Origin of the sequence: Maridesulfovibrio salexigens DSM 2638, assembly GCF_000023445.1 — a bacterium.
Lineage (GTDB): Bacteria > Desulfobacterota > Desulfovibrionia > Desulfovibrionales > Desulfovibrionaceae > Maridesulfovibrio > Maridesulfovibrio salexigens.
This window is the reverse complement of sequence record NC_012881.1, coordinates 3,040,905-3,056,186: the sequence shown is the minus strand read 5'-3', so window position 1 is coordinate 3,056,186 and position 15,282 is coordinate 3,040,905. Positions and strand designations below refer to the sequence as shown.

The 15,282-nt window shown below is 48.7% G+C and carries 10 protein-coding genes; 8 read left to right on the top strand and 2 right to left on the bottom strand.

Annotation, left to right across the window (positions count from 1 at the left end):
* Position 1: 1 nt before the first annotated feature.
* Together DESAL_RS14025 and DESAL_RS14020 are read left to right on the top strand one after the other, a co-directional pair.
* Positions 2–1,081, top strand: coding sequence for an efflux RND transporter periplasmic adaptor subunit (locus DESAL_RS14025; protein ID WP_015852638.1), 1,080 nt, complete (start codon positions 2–4; stop codon positions 1,079–1,081).
* Positions 1,078–4,161: an efflux RND transporter permease subunit gene (locus DESAL_RS14020; RefSeq protein WP_015852637.1), complete on the top strand. Its 3,084-nt coding sequence runs from the start codon at positions 1,078–1,080 to the stop codon at positions 4,159–4,161. Before DESAL_RS14025 ends, DESAL_RS14020 begins: the two co-directional genes overlap by 4 nt.
* Before the next feature lie 69 nt (positions 4,162–4,230).
* Here DESAL_RS14020 and ispH read toward each other — a convergent pair whose 3' ends face one another.
* Positions 4,231–5,079 carry a 4-hydroxy-3-methylbut-2-enyl diphosphate reductase gene (ispH, locus tag DESAL_RS14015; protein WP_015852636.1) on the bottom strand — a complete coding sequence of 283 codons (849 nt, stop codon included), beginning with the start codon at positions 5,077–5,079 and terminating at the stop codon, positions 4,231–4,233.
* Positions 5,080–5,281: 202 nt separating this feature from the next.
* On the opposite strand from ispH, the gene DESAL_RS14010 reads away from it, so the two are divergent.
* The 5 genes from DESAL_RS14010 to hpnH all read left to right on the top strand — a co-directional run bounded on the left by DESAL_RS14010 (position 5,282) and on the right by hpnH (position 12,046).
* Entirely contained in the window at positions 5,282–6,664 is a 1,383-nt protein-coding gene (locus DESAL_RS14010; protein ID WP_015852635.1) for an aspartate aminotransferase family protein, read from the top strand.
* Positions 6,665–6,803: 139 nt separating this feature from the next.
* Positions 6,804–9,488 carry an MMPL family transporter gene (locus tag DESAL_RS14005; RefSeq protein ID WP_015852634.1) on the top strand — a complete coding sequence of 895 codons (2,685 nt, stop codon included), beginning with the start codon at positions 6,804–6,806 and terminating at the stop codon, positions 9,486–9,488.
* Positions 9,489–9,491: 3 nt separating this feature from the next.
* Positions 9,492–10,271, top strand: coding sequence for a PhnD/SsuA/transferrin family substrate-binding protein (locus tag DESAL_RS14000; RefSeq protein ID WP_015852633.1), 780 nt, complete (start codon positions 9,492–9,494; stop codon positions 10,269–10,271).
* Positions 10,271–10,990: a tetratricopeptide repeat protein gene (locus DESAL_RS13995; protein ID WP_015852632.1), complete on the top strand. Its 720-nt coding sequence runs from the start codon at positions 10,271–10,273 to the stop codon at positions 10,988–10,990. Before DESAL_RS14000 ends, DESAL_RS13995 begins: the two co-directional genes overlap by 1 nt.
* A gap of 39 nt (positions 10,991–11,029) precedes the next feature.
* A complete protein-coding gene (hpnH, locus tag DESAL_RS13990) occupies positions 11,030–12,046 on the top strand; it encodes an adenosyl-hopene transferase HpnH (protein ID WP_015852631.1) in 1,017 nt (338 codons plus the stop codon).
* Positions 12,047–12,096: 50 nt separating this feature from the next.
* Here hpnH and DESAL_RS13985 read toward each other — a convergent pair whose 3' ends face one another.
* Positions 12,097–12,816, bottom strand: a complete 720-nt coding sequence (locus DESAL_RS13985; protein ID WP_015852630.1) for a phosphorylase family protein — start codon at positions 12,814–12,816, stop codon at positions 12,097–12,099.
* Between the two features lie 248 nt (positions 12,817–13,064).
* On the opposite strand from DESAL_RS13985, the gene DESAL_RS13980 reads away from it, so the two are divergent.
* On the top strand, positions 13,065–15,206 hold the full coding sequence (locus tag DESAL_RS13980) for a methyl-accepting chemotaxis protein (RefSeq protein WP_015852629.1): 2,142 nt from the start codon (positions 13,065–13,067) through the stop codon (positions 15,204–15,206).
* Positions 15,207–15,282: the final 76 nt, after the last annotated feature.

Here is a 15,282-nt window from a genome sequence, read left to right as displayed (position 1 = left end):
AATGAAAAAGTTAATATTTGTATCAATATTGGTACTTGGTTTTGCTTTGACAGGTTGTAAGGAAAAGCCGTCTCCGGTGCAGGAAGTGCTACGTCCGGTAAAGACTATGCAGGTAGGTGAAGGAGGCTCCGGCAGGCAGTGGGTTTTCTCCGGTACTGCCGAGGATGCCTTGCAGTCAGACCTTTCTTTCCGTGTGGGCGGAAAGATAACTTCTTTCCCCGGTGACCAGATCGGTCGCAAATTTCGGTCCGGAGAAGTTATTGCCCGTCTCGATCCTGCTGACTACGAGCTTGAAGTTCGTCAGGCAGAGTCCAACCTTGAACAGGTTAGGGCTAATTATGTGCGCGCCAAGGCCGATGTTGACCGCATTGAGCAACTCTATAAGCGTAAAGTTGTCTCCAAGTCAGAGCTTGATCAGGCTGAGGCGGATTTCAAGTCTTATCAGGCTCAGCTGAATGCATCTGCCAAGCAGCTCGATATTGCTCGTAAACGCCTGCGCTACACTGTGCTTAAGGCTCCTTTTGATGGCTGGGTCGGTGCTGTAGCCGTGAATGTTCATCAGAACGTACAATCCGGTCAGAAGGTTGTCGGTTTCAATGCAGGTAAGCAGATGAAGATGTCTATCTCTTTGCCTGATACCTTGATTGCAACCGTGAGCGAAGGTGAGAAGGTGCAGGTCACTTTTGATGCACTGCCCGGTAAGGTAATGCAGGGAGTAATTATGGAAGTGGGTATCGGAACCAATGAAGGTGCTTCGTTCCCGGTTAAGGTCTACCTTGATAATTCCCAGCAGCTGGTGCGTAGCGGCATGTCCGGTAATGTCAGATTTGCCGGACGTTCCGAGAATTCGAATATTTATGTGGCTCCCTCGGCTATCGTAGGCAATCCTGACGGCAGCAAGCACGTCTGGGTTGTGGAGAATGGTTCTGTAGTTAAGCGCCGTGATGTTGAGATCGGTAACATTTCCTTTAAGGGCGTTCTGATTAAGAATGGGCTCAAATCAGGGGAAGTTGTGGTCACTCGTGGTGTGCACTCACTTAAGGATGGTCTGAAGGTACGTAATGTCGGGGGGCTGTCGTGAATCTTGCCAGATGGTGCATTGAAAACAACAGGACTTCCATTATCCTGTTTGTCTTAATTGCTGTTGCAGGCGTTTCCACCTTTTTCAGTATCCCGAAATCCGAAGACCCTGATTTTACGATCCGAACAGCTGTTATCAGTACCGTTTTCCCCGGTGCTTCCCCGCAGAGGGTGGAGGAATTGGTTACTGATAAATTGGAAGAGAAAATCAGGGAAATCGACGTTATCAAAAACGTTCGTTCCCAGTCCATGACCGGGCTTTCTATTATTGAGGTCGAGTTTCAGGAAAACCAGAAAAACATGACCCCGATCTGGCAACAGCTGCGCAACAAGGTCCTTGATGCCAAGAAGGATCTGCCCGCTGAAGCCTACGAACCGATAGTCAACGATGAATTCGGGGATGTGTTCGGTATCGTGGTAGCCCTGACCGGGGACGGTTTTACTTACCGAGAACTCAAAGATGTTGCCGACTATACCCGCGATGAATTGCTTTCTATTCCGAGTGTCGGGAAAGTTGACCGTTGGGGATTGCAGGACGAGCGGGTTTTTGTGGATTTTTCCAACTCACGTATGGCTGCGGCAGGGATAACTCCTTTTGCTTTGGCCCAGATGCTCAGCCAGCAGAATATGATCCGTCCCAGTGGTTCGGCTAAGGTCGGACCGGAGCGCATTTATATTGAACCCACCGGCGAATTCAAGTCTGTTGATGATATCAGAAACATGTCCTTGCGTGTTGAGGGCATGAAGTCTTCGCTCAAGCTTTCTGATGTAACCGAGATCACCCATGGTTTTGCTGATCCCCCGGGAGTTATGGCTCGCTATAACGGTGAACCGTGCATCATGCTGGCTATTTCTATGGCTGACGGAAATAACATTCTGGAAGTCGGTGAGCTGGTTACCGCCAAATTGGATAAACTTTCCAAGAATCTCTACCACGGCATGGAATACAATGTGGTTGTTTACCAGCCGGACTATGTTGATACAGCTGTTACCGACTTTATGATTAACCTGCTTGAATCATTTGTATTCGTAGTTGTGGTCATTCTTGCCTTTGCAGGTTTTCGCACCGGACTTATTGCCGGTTCGCTGGTGCCAATGGCTATGCTTGGTTGCCTTGGGTTGATGCCGTTGTTTGACGTAGGCTTGCAGCGAATTTCAATTGCCTCGTTGATTATCTCGCTCGGTATTCTGGTTGATAACGGGGTTGTTGTGTCAGAAGCCATCCTTGTGCGGCTGGCTAGAGGTGAAGAGCGGTTAAAGGCTGTTGTCGGGGCAGTTTCTGAGTTATGGATGCCGCTTCTGGCTGCATCTCTAACCACTGTTTTCGCATTTCTTCCCATTCCGTTGGCAGAGAATGCTACAGGAGAATTTTGTTTTTCCCTGTTTATCGTTGTCAGCCTTACCCTGATTTGTTCCTGGGGGCTGTCCATGTCCATGGTTCCCATGCTTTGCTACTACGTGCTTAAGCCCAAAGTAGTGATTCAGACTTTTTCAAGTCGCATGTACCGTATCTACAGGGCCATGCTCCTTTTTTGTCTGCGCCACCGTCCCAGTTTTCTTGCTGTTGTCCTTATTGGTTGTATGGCAGCCTTCTGGGGATTCCAGTTCGTACCCAAAATGTTCTTTCCGCCTAACGAGCGTGCCCAGTTCACCATTGATTTCTGGCAGCCTTTTGGGACCGACATTACCTCCACTGCGGATGAGGTCGGCAGGCTGGAGCAGTTTCTGCTTGCAGATAAGGGCGTTGAAAGTATCGGTACTTTTATCGGACACGGCGGTCCGCGCTGGTATCTGCCGCTCAACCTTGAGCAGCGTAACGACAACCTCGCAACATTTGTAGTCAACACCAAGAGTGTTGAAGCTACTGATGAGGTGATCGAACGTACCCGTACGAAGCTTAAATCCGAGTTTCCCGATGCAGACTTCAGTCTCAAAAAACTGATGAACGGACCTCCGGTGGGTGCCCCGGTACAGATTCGTATCTCCGGTCCGGATCAAAAAACACTTTACCATTTGCGTGATAAGATTACCGCTATTGTGGAGAAAACTCCCGGTGTAGCGCGTGTCTGGGATGACTGGGGACAGTGGACCAAGAAAATGGAAGTGAATGTGGATCAGGATAAGGCTCGTCAGGCCGGACTGACCAGTTCTGATGTGGCGCTCAGCCTGCAATCCAGTATGAGCGGCTATCAGGCTTCGACCTATCGTGACGGGGATACCAACATTCCTATCATGTTGCGTACGGAGGGTGATTTCCGTGACCGTTTGGACAAGCTGGAAAGTTTGAACGTCTATTCCTATCAGGATCAGAAGAATGTTCCATTGAGTCAGATCGCAACATCTGAGTTGGTCTGGCAGCCCTCGGATATTCGCCGCAGGGACCAGACAAGGACTATGACCGTTAAGGCCGACCTCTTTGACGGCTATTTTGCCATGCAGACCCTTGATGCTGTACGTCCTGAAATTGAAAAGATGATGCAGTCCGAAAACTGGCCGGTGGGATATTCCGTAGCTTACGGCGGCGAGTTCGAGAAGAGTCAGGAAAGTCAGGAAGCGATCAACGCCAACATGCCTCTTGCTATGGGACTCTTGGTACTGGTGCTTGTTTTCCAGTTCAACTCCGTGCGGCGTCCGCTGATTATCCTGCTGACCCTGCCGCCCATGATGTGCGGTATTACTCCGGGTATGATCCTGACGAATTCTCCCTTCGGGTTTATGCCCATGCTCGGAATGATCAGTCTGCTGGGGATTATCGTAAACAACGCCATTATGCTCATTGACCGTATTGAAATCCTGCGCGGTCGAGGGCTTACTCTGGATAATTCCATTGTGTTGGCTTCCCTTGAGAGGGCACGGCCGATCATTATGACTGCAACTACAACCATCATAGGTATGGTTCCGCTTTCATTACAGGGCGGGGAAATGTGGCGGCCTATGGCCAACTGCATCATGTCCGGGCTTATGTTCGCCACTGTACTGACCCTGATTCTTTGTCCGGTTCTTTATTCTCTCTTCTTTAAGCAGAGTTTTAAGAAATATGAATGGAATCAGACTGTGGTTGAGCAGGGCAGTGATGTGTAGCTGAATGAAAATTAAAAAGGCCCGCAATTCCTTGGGAGTTGCGGGCCTTTTTTGTGCTTTTTGATGATTTTATAAAGCTTCCAGAATCTGCTGAATTGAATCTACCAGACGTTTGGGAGTGGAAGCCCCGGCGGTGAGGCCGATTTTTTTCATATGCTTGAGCTCTTCAAGGGGAAGCTCATCGGCAGTTTCAACATGAGTGCATTTAGTTCCTGCAGTTTCAACAACCTGTACAAGGCGGCGGGTGTTACCGGAAATGCGTCCACCTACAACGATCATGTGGTCAACTTCTTCAGAGAGAGAAATTGCTTCATCCTGACGCTGGCGGGTGGCATCACAGATAGTTTTAAGAGTTACGAAGTCAATGCCTTTGTTTTCAAGATAGTTGATGCAGTCATCATAAACCGCACGGTCCTGAGTGGTCTGGGCTGCGAGGCAGTATTTCTGGTTCGGGTCCAGATCAATGGCCTGAAGTTCTTCAAGGGAATCAAAAAGATGCGGTCCGGCTGGGCCGTAGCTGAGTAGTCCTTTTACTTCCGGGTGACTGTCTTCTCCGTAGAGGAGCAGCACGCGGTCATCTTCAGTGTTGCGCTGGATGAGCAGTTGCGCTTTTTTCACTTTGGGGCAGGTGGCGTCAATGACGTTTACCCCACGTTTGCGCAGGTCTTCTTCTACTGCTTTGGGAATGCCGTGTGCACGGATTACCACGTAGGCTCCGTCAGGTACTTCATCCGGGGTTTTGGCGGTGAAAACACCCTGCTTTTCATAATCTTCAAGTACTTGAGGGTTATGAATAATCGGTCCTAAAATGTATATTTTTCTGTCTTCGTCTTTTTCAATGAGGGAATCAAGTTTATTGAGGGCAAGGTCAACGCCCATGCAGAATCCGGCTGTCTCAGCCCTGATAACTTCAACCATTTAGGCCTCCATATAATTCACGGCATGTGTCGCCGTTTTTGTTTTCTGTTTAACTATTTATACTACATTTCATCGTTTCATTTGGCAATGGCACAGTTTCGGGATGAACTTGATTATAAGACATTGACCACAGGGGTGAAGCGGAGTATTTTCCCCGAAAATAATCCGCAGTTAATATTGGAATAAATTGGAGCCTGAAAAAATGAGTTCTGAGATTGTTAATAAATATAGAGAAAGAATGGCTGAAGCCTACGATTTGCACCGGAAATTTGTAAACCCCCAGTTTGTGCGTGTTCTTGAAGTTATCGGGTATGACCGCAATTACGTCTCTTCCGAAGGCGCATATCTGACTGACGCCAAGGGCGTTCAGGTGCTTGATTTTCTGTCCGGGTTCGGCGTCTACAACATTGGACGCAACCACCCCCATGTTGCTGACGTGCTCAAGGAAGTTATGGATGAGAAGACTGCCAGCATCGTACAGATGGACCTTGGAGTCATGTCCGGCATGCTTGCTGAAAAACTTGCAGAGCTTGCTCCCGGTGACCTTGAAGCCGTATTTTTTACCAATTCCGGTACTGAAGGTGTAGAAGGTGCGCTCAAATTTGCTCGTCAGGCCAGCGGCAAACACAAGCTGGTCCACTGCCACCATGCTTTCCACGGATTGACCCTCGGTTCTCTGTCCGTAAACGCAAACCATGAATTCAGGGATCGTAACGAACCGCTTCTGCCTGATTGTGTGCCTGTGCCGTTCAACGACCTTGCTGCTCTGGAAGAAGCTCTTAAGGGCGGTGATGTAGGCGCGTTTATTTTTGAAACCGTGCAGGGTAAAGGTGTTTTCGTTCCTGAAGACGGATATCTTGAGGGGGTGCGCGAACTTTGCGATAAATACGGAACCTACATGATCGCCGATGAAGTCCAGTGCGGCATGGGACGTACAGGAAAGATGTTCGCTGTGGATCATTGGGGCGTTAAACCCGATATTCTGGTCATTTCCAAAGCTCTTTCCGGTGGTTATATCCCGGTAGGTGCAATCATCACCACCCGTGAAATTCACGGCAAAATTTTCGATTCCATGGAACGCTGTTTTGCCCACTCCAACACTTTTGGTCAGAACGATCTGGCAATGGCTGCCGGGCTGGCCACTTTTGAAGTTCTTGAAAGAGAGAAACTGGTGGAAAATGCCGCCCGTATGGGACAGCGCATTGAAGAAGGTTTGCAGAATCTCGCTGATAAGTACGAAATGCTGACTGAAGTGCGCGCAAAGGGGCTCATGATCGGCATGCAGTTCGGTGAACCTAAATCCATGGCTCTTAAGGCCAGCTGGAAGCTTCTGCATAAGATGAATGACGATCTTTTCTGCCAGATGATTACCATGCCCTTACTGGAAAAGCACAATATCCTCAGTCAGGTAGCCGGGCACGGTCTTGATACTGTTAAAATCCTGCCTCCGCTGATGATTAATGATGAAGATGTAGATAAATTCATCGCCGCTATGGATGATGTGCTCAAGGAAGCGCACAAGATAACCGGTTCTGCTTGGAAAACCGTGAAGGATCTTGGAATCCGTACTGCAAAGACTTCGTAAATGGATTTCTCTTCCCTGTACGGAAGATTGGAATTCGTGTTAATTATGGAAGGCAAACTGTATGATAGTTTGCCTTCTTTGATTATTCGCCATGTTTAAAAAAAGACCCCTGACGGTTTTTCACAGTGGGCATTATTTAATGAATATTTTTTATAGCTTTTTAGAAAAAGTGATCCGCTCCATCTGGAAGCTGGTTCGCAAGGCACCCGTTGCCATTGTTATTTCCGCTGTATTACTGGCTGCTGTTTGCGCTGGATCTTCGGCTCTCTGGCTCAAGCTGGACAGTGATCAGGATAATCTTATTTCCCATGAACTTCCCTTTCAAAAGCGCAATCTTGAGCAGATAAAAAATTTCGGTGATCAGGAGTATATGTTTGTGGTCATCAAGACCGGAGGCACTGAAGCCGGCAAAATCAAGGCCGAGCAGTTCGCCTCAACCCTTGCCACAAAGCTTAATAAGCGGCCTGATCTTATCAGGGAAGTGCATTATGCCATGTCTGCCCGTGATATGGGACCGGGAGTGCTTATGTTTGCCTCCCCGGATGAGTTGCGCCAGTTTGTCTCTCTTGCCCGTGATTTCGGTCCGCTCGGTAAAGAGTGGTTCGAAGCTCCGGGATTGTCCCGTTTTCTGGATATGACTTCAGGTCTTCTTTCCGGTGATAAAGGCGGCACTGCCGATTCGGAAATGTTCGGTCCGTTTATCGGCGCTCTGGGTAACCTTGTGGGCGAGATGGAGTCCTCCCTTGTTTCCGGTCCGACCCTTGAGACTATGAATGCCCCTGTTTTTGATCTGGATAAAGCTGGGATCCAGTATTTCTTTACCCGTAACGGTAAGCTGCTGATCATGCGCATCCTGCCTAAGAAGGATTTCCGGGTCATGGATGTGATCGGTCCTTCGCTAAATTTCGTGCGCTCTTCTCTGGAAACTGTACGGGCGGAATATCCGGGAGTTGAAGCCGGACTCACCGGACGTCCGGTGCTTTCTGCTGATGAAATGCATACAACGGATCAGGATATGACCATTGCAGCTATCATTTCGGTGATTGTGGTGGGCCTGCTGTTTATGTTTATCCTTCATGGCTGGCTGCGGCCCATGCTGGTAATGGGATCATTGTTTTGCGCTATGGCGTGGACTTTCGGCTTTACGCTGGTCACGCTTGGCAGTTTGAACCTGTTGTCCATTGTCTTTGCCCTTGTGCTGGTCGGTATCGGTGTGGATTTCGGTATTCACATTGTCATGCGTTATGTAGAGGCTTCCGATTCCGGCATGTCCCCGGATGAGGCGGTGGAAGAAGCTCTGGTTCATACCGGACCCGGAGTCTTGTTGGGCGGTTTGACTTCTGTCTGTGCTTTCTATGCCGTACTGGGGCAGGATTTTGTAGGTCTTGCCGAGCTTGGCCTTGTGGGTGGAACAGGGATTATCTTTTGTTTGATTGCCATGTTGACCGTGTTGCCGTCGGCAATGCTTATCGCAGGCAGGCGTAACTGGTTTCCGTCTTCCCGTCCGCGCATGGCGACTTTGCCGTTCATGGAAAAGGTTATTTCCCGTCCGGTAACAGTGCTGGTCGTTTTCGGTCTGCTTACCGCGCTGGCTTTTCCCGGTTTTCAGAAGGCCGGATTTAACTATAACCTGCTTGAATTGCAGGCTAAGGGGCTGGAGTCTGTTGAATATGAGCACGTGCTGATCAACGATTCCGATGAGTCCACATGGTTCGCCGTTATGACCCGCCCGGACCTTGAGTCTGTAAAGTCTCTGATCTCGGAATTGAAACAGGTCCCTTCTGTCGGACGCATTGAATCCATTTTGGATTTCCTGCCTGACGAACAAAAGGAGAAGGCTGATATTTTGCGCGGCGAAGCAGAGGTTTTGAAGGGAATCAACCTTGATGCGCGTAATGCTCATCTGGTTCCTGCTGAAGTGGTTGCTTCACTTGAAAATTTGATTGAATCCCTTGAAGGACTTGAGGAAAAATTATTTTCCGCAGGAGCCAAGCAGGAATTGGATCAGGTTGGTAAAATCATTGAGCGGGCTGATTCCTGCCTTGAGATTTTGCAGAAGAATCCTGCGGATGCCGTCAATCTTACTCCGCTTCAGGCCCGTCTGGTCAACGAGCTTTCCAGTTCTTTTGCCTGGCTTAAGGAAATTCTGGAAGTGCAGTCCGTTACCCCTAATGATTTGCCCGACCATCTGCGTTCTCTCTACGTAGGTAAGGACGGCAGCTTTATGGTTAAGATTTCTCCGGTAGAGAATGTCTGGGATTTCGAGAAGCTGACCGGATTTGTAGCTGACCTGCGCAAGATTGATCCCGAAGTTACCGGGGTGCCGGTGGTAGTCCTTGAATCCTCCCTGCTAATGCGGGAGACATTCCTTGAGGCGGCCGGACTGACCATCATTCTGGTTTCAGTGATCCTTTTCCTTAGTTCATTCAGTATCAGCTACGTGCTGCTGACCCTTGTCCCCCTGTTTGCCGGAATTTTCTGGTTGCTGGAGATTATGGGGATTACCGGACTGAGCTTTAATTTAGCCAATTTCTTTGCTATTCCTGTTCTTATAGCCATCGGTGTTGACGGCGGGGTCCATTTTCTGGCCCGCTGGAAGGAGCTTTCCAAAGGGGAACGCCTTTACCATACCAGTACCCCGGTGGCGGTAGGACTTAGCTTTTGCACCACCATGATCGGTTTCGGGGGGCTGTTATTGGCCCACCATCGCGGCCTTGCTTCGTTGGGCGGGATCATGGTTACCGGTTCCGCTACCTGTCTTGTTGGTTGCATGGTGGTCCTGCCTGCCGTGTTCAGACTGATTGAAAGGATCAAAGGAAAGTAATCTATGTTCAGAAGAGTTATCTCATTTGCATTTGTTATGGTTCTGGGATTGAGTTCTGTTGTTCATGCCGGACGATTTGATTTTGCCATTATTCAACCCGGGCAGCCGGGAACCACTGCCGAGGCCCAGCCGGTTATGGATGAACTGGCTAAATACCTTACCGCCAAATTGGGTGAGAAAGTGAAGGGCGTTTACTACAACGACCTGAACGCGGCTCTCGATTCTCTGGGCAAGAATCAACCTGCTTGGTCCATCTGCGGGCTGACATTTTTTAAGTCGTACGGTTCTAAGTTTTCCATGATTCCGGTGGCTTCAACTTTACCGCAGGGCATGGAAAAGGATGTCTGGCGTTTGATTGTTCCTGCTGCCGGTCCTGATTCACCGGAAGGTATTCAAGGCACTGTCTATGGCTCCATGCTTTATACCCCGCAGTCCCTTGAAATCCTGTTCGACAGTAAAAAGGGCGGTGATTTTGCCGTGGAAGGTACGCACAAGGCATTGCGTATGCTCAGGAAGGTCAATAAAGGGAAGGTCTCTGGTGTGGTGCTTGATGCTGTGCAATATTCTGTGATCAAGGATTCAGACCGTTATTCCGGCACCAAGGTTATCTATACTTCTAATGAACTGCCTAACAGTCCGGTGGTTTGGTTCGGTAAGACTAACGATGATGCTTTCCGTTTGCAGGCTGTGCTTCTGGATATGTCTAAAGACCCGTCTGCAAAGGAACTGCTTAATCTGCTGCAGACTTCCGGTTTCAATCCCGCAGACAAGGATTTGAAATAATGAAAGGGCTGCGTCTATTCCCATTATTGATTGTGTTGCTGATTTGCGGTTGTTCTGCAAAGTATGACCTGCCTCTTTATGAGTATGATGCTGATGGAGTGGTCCTCTGGAAGCCCTGTTCTCAGGCGCAGGCAGAGGTTCTTTTTAATTCCTCCAAAGGCAACGATATCTTGCAGGGGGCAGCCTGTTCTGCATGGTTACTGGAAAGCGGAGCGGTCAAGAAAGCTGATTATGCTAAATCTGCACAGGTAAAATTAGAAAAATATCTTGCTAAAAATAAGCAATCCGGTCTGGGGCACTATCTTTTGGCTTATTTAATTGCTAAAGAGGCTCAGCTTGCTCCTATGAAGGGTCTTGACCTTGTGCCCCGTATGGAGCAAGAAGCACTCGCAGCGTCCAAGCTTTCTCCCGAAGTAGATCACGGAGGACCGGATCGCTTTCTGGGTGAGCTTTATCTGAAAGCTCCCTCCGCTCCCATCAGTATCGGGGACATGGACAATGCTCTAGAATTTTATGAAAAGGCCGTTAAAGTCGCGCCTGACTTTGCTATGAACCGTCTTGGACTGGCAACAGCCTTGTTGGAAGATGACGAAGTAGAGGAAGCCTGTGTTCATTATGACAAGGCCCTGCATAGCAAATGCTTTGATGCAAAATTATTAAAAGTTGATTCCTGTAAAAAGCTGGTTAAAGCCTGCGAAGGTAAAAAGACAGCTGAATAAAACAACCCGCCCCCATGAGGCGGAAATGAGGTTAAGACCTTGGCAATTCCTGCAATTCAAGTAGCTAGACTCGGTAAATACATTCTCACTCAGACCCTGAAGGGCAACAAGCATTACCCGCTGGTTCTGATGCTCGAACCTCTTTTCCAGTGCAACCTGCGCTGTAAGGGTTGCGGCAAGGTTAATCAGCCGCCGGAAATCCTTAATAAGCGTCTTTCCGTTCAGGAATGCATTGATGCAGTAGAAGAGTGCGGTGCTCCTATTGTTTCCATTCCCGGTGGTGAGCCTTTGCTGCACCCCGAGATTCCGACCATCGTCAGCGAGCTTATCAAGCGTAAAAAATTTGTTTACCTCTGCACCAACGGCATCCTCATGCCTGAGCGCATTCACGAGTTCAAACCCAGCCCGTATCTGACTTTCAACCTCCATTTGGATGGTCCTGCTGAAGTTCATGATAAAGTTGTCTGCAAACAGGGTGTTTTTGATTCCGCTGTTCGCGCCATCAAGCTGCTCAAGTCCAAGGGCTTCCGCGTAAACACCAACACCACTCTTTTTGGCGGCCAGACTGCTGAAAAGGCTGCTGAATTCTTTGATTTCCTCATGGACCTCAAAGTAGACGGCATGACCCTTTCCTCTGCCTTCAGCTATGAAGCAGCAGAAGATCAGGATGCTTTCCTGACCCGTCCGCAGAGTGAAAAGCTTTTCCGTGAAATTTTCACCATCGGCAAGAACAAGAACTGGGATTTCAGCCACAGCAGCTTCTATCTCGACTTCCTCGCCGGAAACCAGCCCAATTACAAATGCTCTCCCTGGGGTAACCCCTGCCGTTCCGTGCATGGCTGGCAGCGCCCATGCTACTTGCTCGAAGACGGTTTTGTTTCTTCCTACAAGGAACTCATGGAGGATACTGATTGGGATAAGTTCGGCGTAGGTAACGATCCCCGCTGCGCAAACTGCATGGTTCACTGCGGTTTCGAACCCACAGCTGTTGCAGATTCCGTAAAGCGTCCCATTAAAGGCGCTATGCTTGCCCTGAAAGGTGTAAGTGTAAAATAGTTCAGTAGAATTCAAAAAGGCCCGTTGAAGAAATCTTCAACGGGCCTTTTTTATTTCAAAATTTTTTCAAGGCCTTTCAAAGCCTTTGAATAATCCCGCCCCATGGGAATAAGTTCAAAAATAAGGCTGGGCCGTTTCATTATTGCTTTTAAAATAGGTCCCAGCTGTGTTTTGCCGGATTCATCAACACCGGCCAGTGATTCCTGCGGGATGCCCCGTTTTGAATCATCGCTGATTGCCCGGATACAGCCGAAGGGAATTCCTGCTTTTTGAGCTGTCTGTGCCACAGCTATTGATTCCATATCCACCGCCAGTGCGCCGGTCCGCTCATGCATGAATAATTTATCCTGCGGGGTAAGCACTGCTTCATTGGCTGTAATCAACTTTCCGCATTGAATCTCGCCACAACTGGGAATCAATTCACTGCGCAGCCTTGCGTCGTCATTTCCTTCAAACCATGAATCAAATTCAGCAATGTCTGAATGGATGCTAGTTGCCGCTACAAGTGCTCCGGCTTCGAGTCCGGCAGCCAATCCGCCGGAAACACCGATACTCAGGATTAAGTCCGGTTTTTCAGCGCAAAGCAGCTTTGCTGCTTCGGCAGCACGTGCAATGCCTATCCCGGAAACAATGCAGCGATAGCTTACATTGTCTTTATTAGTTCCAGCTAGGATCGGGAATTTACCTATTCTCTCGTGTCGCGGTGCGGGGCAAATAGCTTGGCCTTCCTGCTCCATTGCCGCGACTATGGCGATTTTTTTTAATTTCATTGTTCGTCCTTTGATAATCTTATGCTGATGATAGATCAGATATGATAACGGGTAAAGTTTTAGAATTACATATAAATTAATTTAAAATTTTGCCGAAAATGTATTTTAGTGCAGTTGATTCATTGTTTAACGTCAATATTGACACATAGCGAAAATGAAAATAACTAGCGCGACGGGGTTATAGTGAGGGTATCATTTATAACTTTAATTAAGGTGGTGACCAGATGAAATGGTTCAGGAATTTAAGAATGATGTACAAGATCATGCTGCCGGTCGGAGCGTTATTGCTGCTGACTTTGGGTAGTATGGAATATTTTGCAATGCAAAGTAGCTCTAAGGCTATTGAAAAGGTTGCAAAAAAAGAAATTTCCGCCCTTGCGGGAGAGTATAGCGGACGTATCCTCAACTATATGACCCATGCGCAAGGACAGGCTCAGGGGCTGGCGAGCACTTTTGCCCAGTTCAGACGTGAGAATATTGAGCTCAGCAGGAGAGATGCCATCTCCATGCTTGTCGGTCTTATCAAGGGTGATGATAACTTTATCGGCGGCAGTAACGGTTGGGAACCCAATGCATTTGACGGCCGCGATGCCGAATATGCCAATACTGAATTACATGATAAAACCGGCCGCCTTATCCCTTATGCTTTCCGAGCCGGCGGGGACATCAAGGTTGTACCTCTTGCCGAGTATTTTGTTCCCGGTGACGGCGACTACTACCTGAAACCCATTGAAAGGCGCAGACCGTATATTACTCCTCCTTATCCTTACGATGTTGACGGCAAACGTCTAATGCTGACTACTATCGGTGCGCCGATCATGCTTGATGGACGTCCTTTGGGTGTTGTCTGTGTAGATATGCCCATCACCAATATCAGCGAACTCGTTTCCCAGATTCGTCCTTACGGTACAGGTTATGCGTGGCTGATGATGCCGAGCGGCGATTTTATTTACCATCCGTCAGAAGATCGTATTGGTAAAAATATGTTCGATGTTGATAAGTCTGCCAATAAATCGGACTTACGCCGGGCATTAGATAATGGGGATTCTTATTTTGAGATTCGTGTAGCTGCTGCGAATGGTAAGAGATCCATGATTCAGTATATCCCCATTGAATTCAAGGATAGCGGGCAGCGCTGGTATCTTGCTGTAAGTGCACCCTTGGATAAAATTCTTGCTGATGCGCACTCTCTTACTCTTGATCTTTTGACCATGGGCGGCATTGCCCTTGTCTTGGTCATGATTGCAATCTTTTTTGTAGCCCGTTCCATTTCCAAACCCATCAGAGTTATTGCTGATGGAGCTATGGAAGTTGCAGGCGGTAATTTTAATGTCCGTCTTGATGAGTCCATTTTCGGCGGAGAACTCAAAGACCTGCATTCAGCTATGCGAGCCATGTTGAGCGGGCTGGTAGAGAACATATCCAAGGCTGAGAAGATGGCTGAGGAAGCCAAGGATCAGACCGAGAAAGCTCAAGTGGCTCTCAAGGAAGCTGACGCGGCCCGTGCGGAAGCTGAAAACGCTAAGCGCGAAGGTATGCTCCATGCAGCTGAGCAGTTGGCTGGTATTGTTTCGCAGGTTGCCAGTGCAAGTCAGGAGCTTACCGCTCAGATTGATGAATCCAGCCGCGGTTCTGAGACCCAGCGTGAACGCACAGCTGAGTCTGCTACTGCTATGGAACAGATGAACGCCAGTGTCATGGAAGTTGCGCGTAATGCTGCCGAAGCTGCCGACTCCGCAGACAATGCTCGTACTGAAGCTGAGAATGGCGGAACCATCGTTAACGATGTGGTTGAGCGAATTAATCGTGTTCAGGGCATGACCGTTGAAATGGAAAAAGGTCTGGGTATGCTCGGTGAACAGGCTGATGGAATCGGCAAGATTATGAATGTGATCACCGACATCGCTGACCAGACCAACCTGCTGGCCTTGAACGCAGCAATTGAAGCTGCCCGTGCCGGTGAAGCAGGACGCGGATTTGCGGTTGTTGCCGATGAAGTACGCAAGCTGGCTGAAAAAACAATGGATGCCACCAAGGAAGTTGGAGACTATATCTCTGCCATCCAGAGCGGAACTCGTGACAATATTGACGGTATGACCAAAGCAGCCGTCGAAGTTTCTGCAAGCACCGAGTCAGCGAATAAGGCTGGCGAGGCTCTCAAGGGTATTGTCGAGATAGTCGAGGAGACCGCTGGACAGGTTCGCAGCATTGCTACTGCTTCTGAAGAACAGTCTGCTGCAAGTGAACAGATCAACCGGAGCATAGAAGAGGTAAACCTTATTGCCAACGACAATGCTCAGGCCATGCGCGAGTCCTCCACTGCGGTGGAAGAACTCATGCACCTTGGCGAGCAGCTTTCCGAGCTTATTGAAGAGCTGCGCAGAGCTTAGCAATATAAAACATATGAACATTCAAGGGCCGGGGTTTTCTCCGGCCCTTTTTTATTCGCTGGTGAGTTGGCTTGCG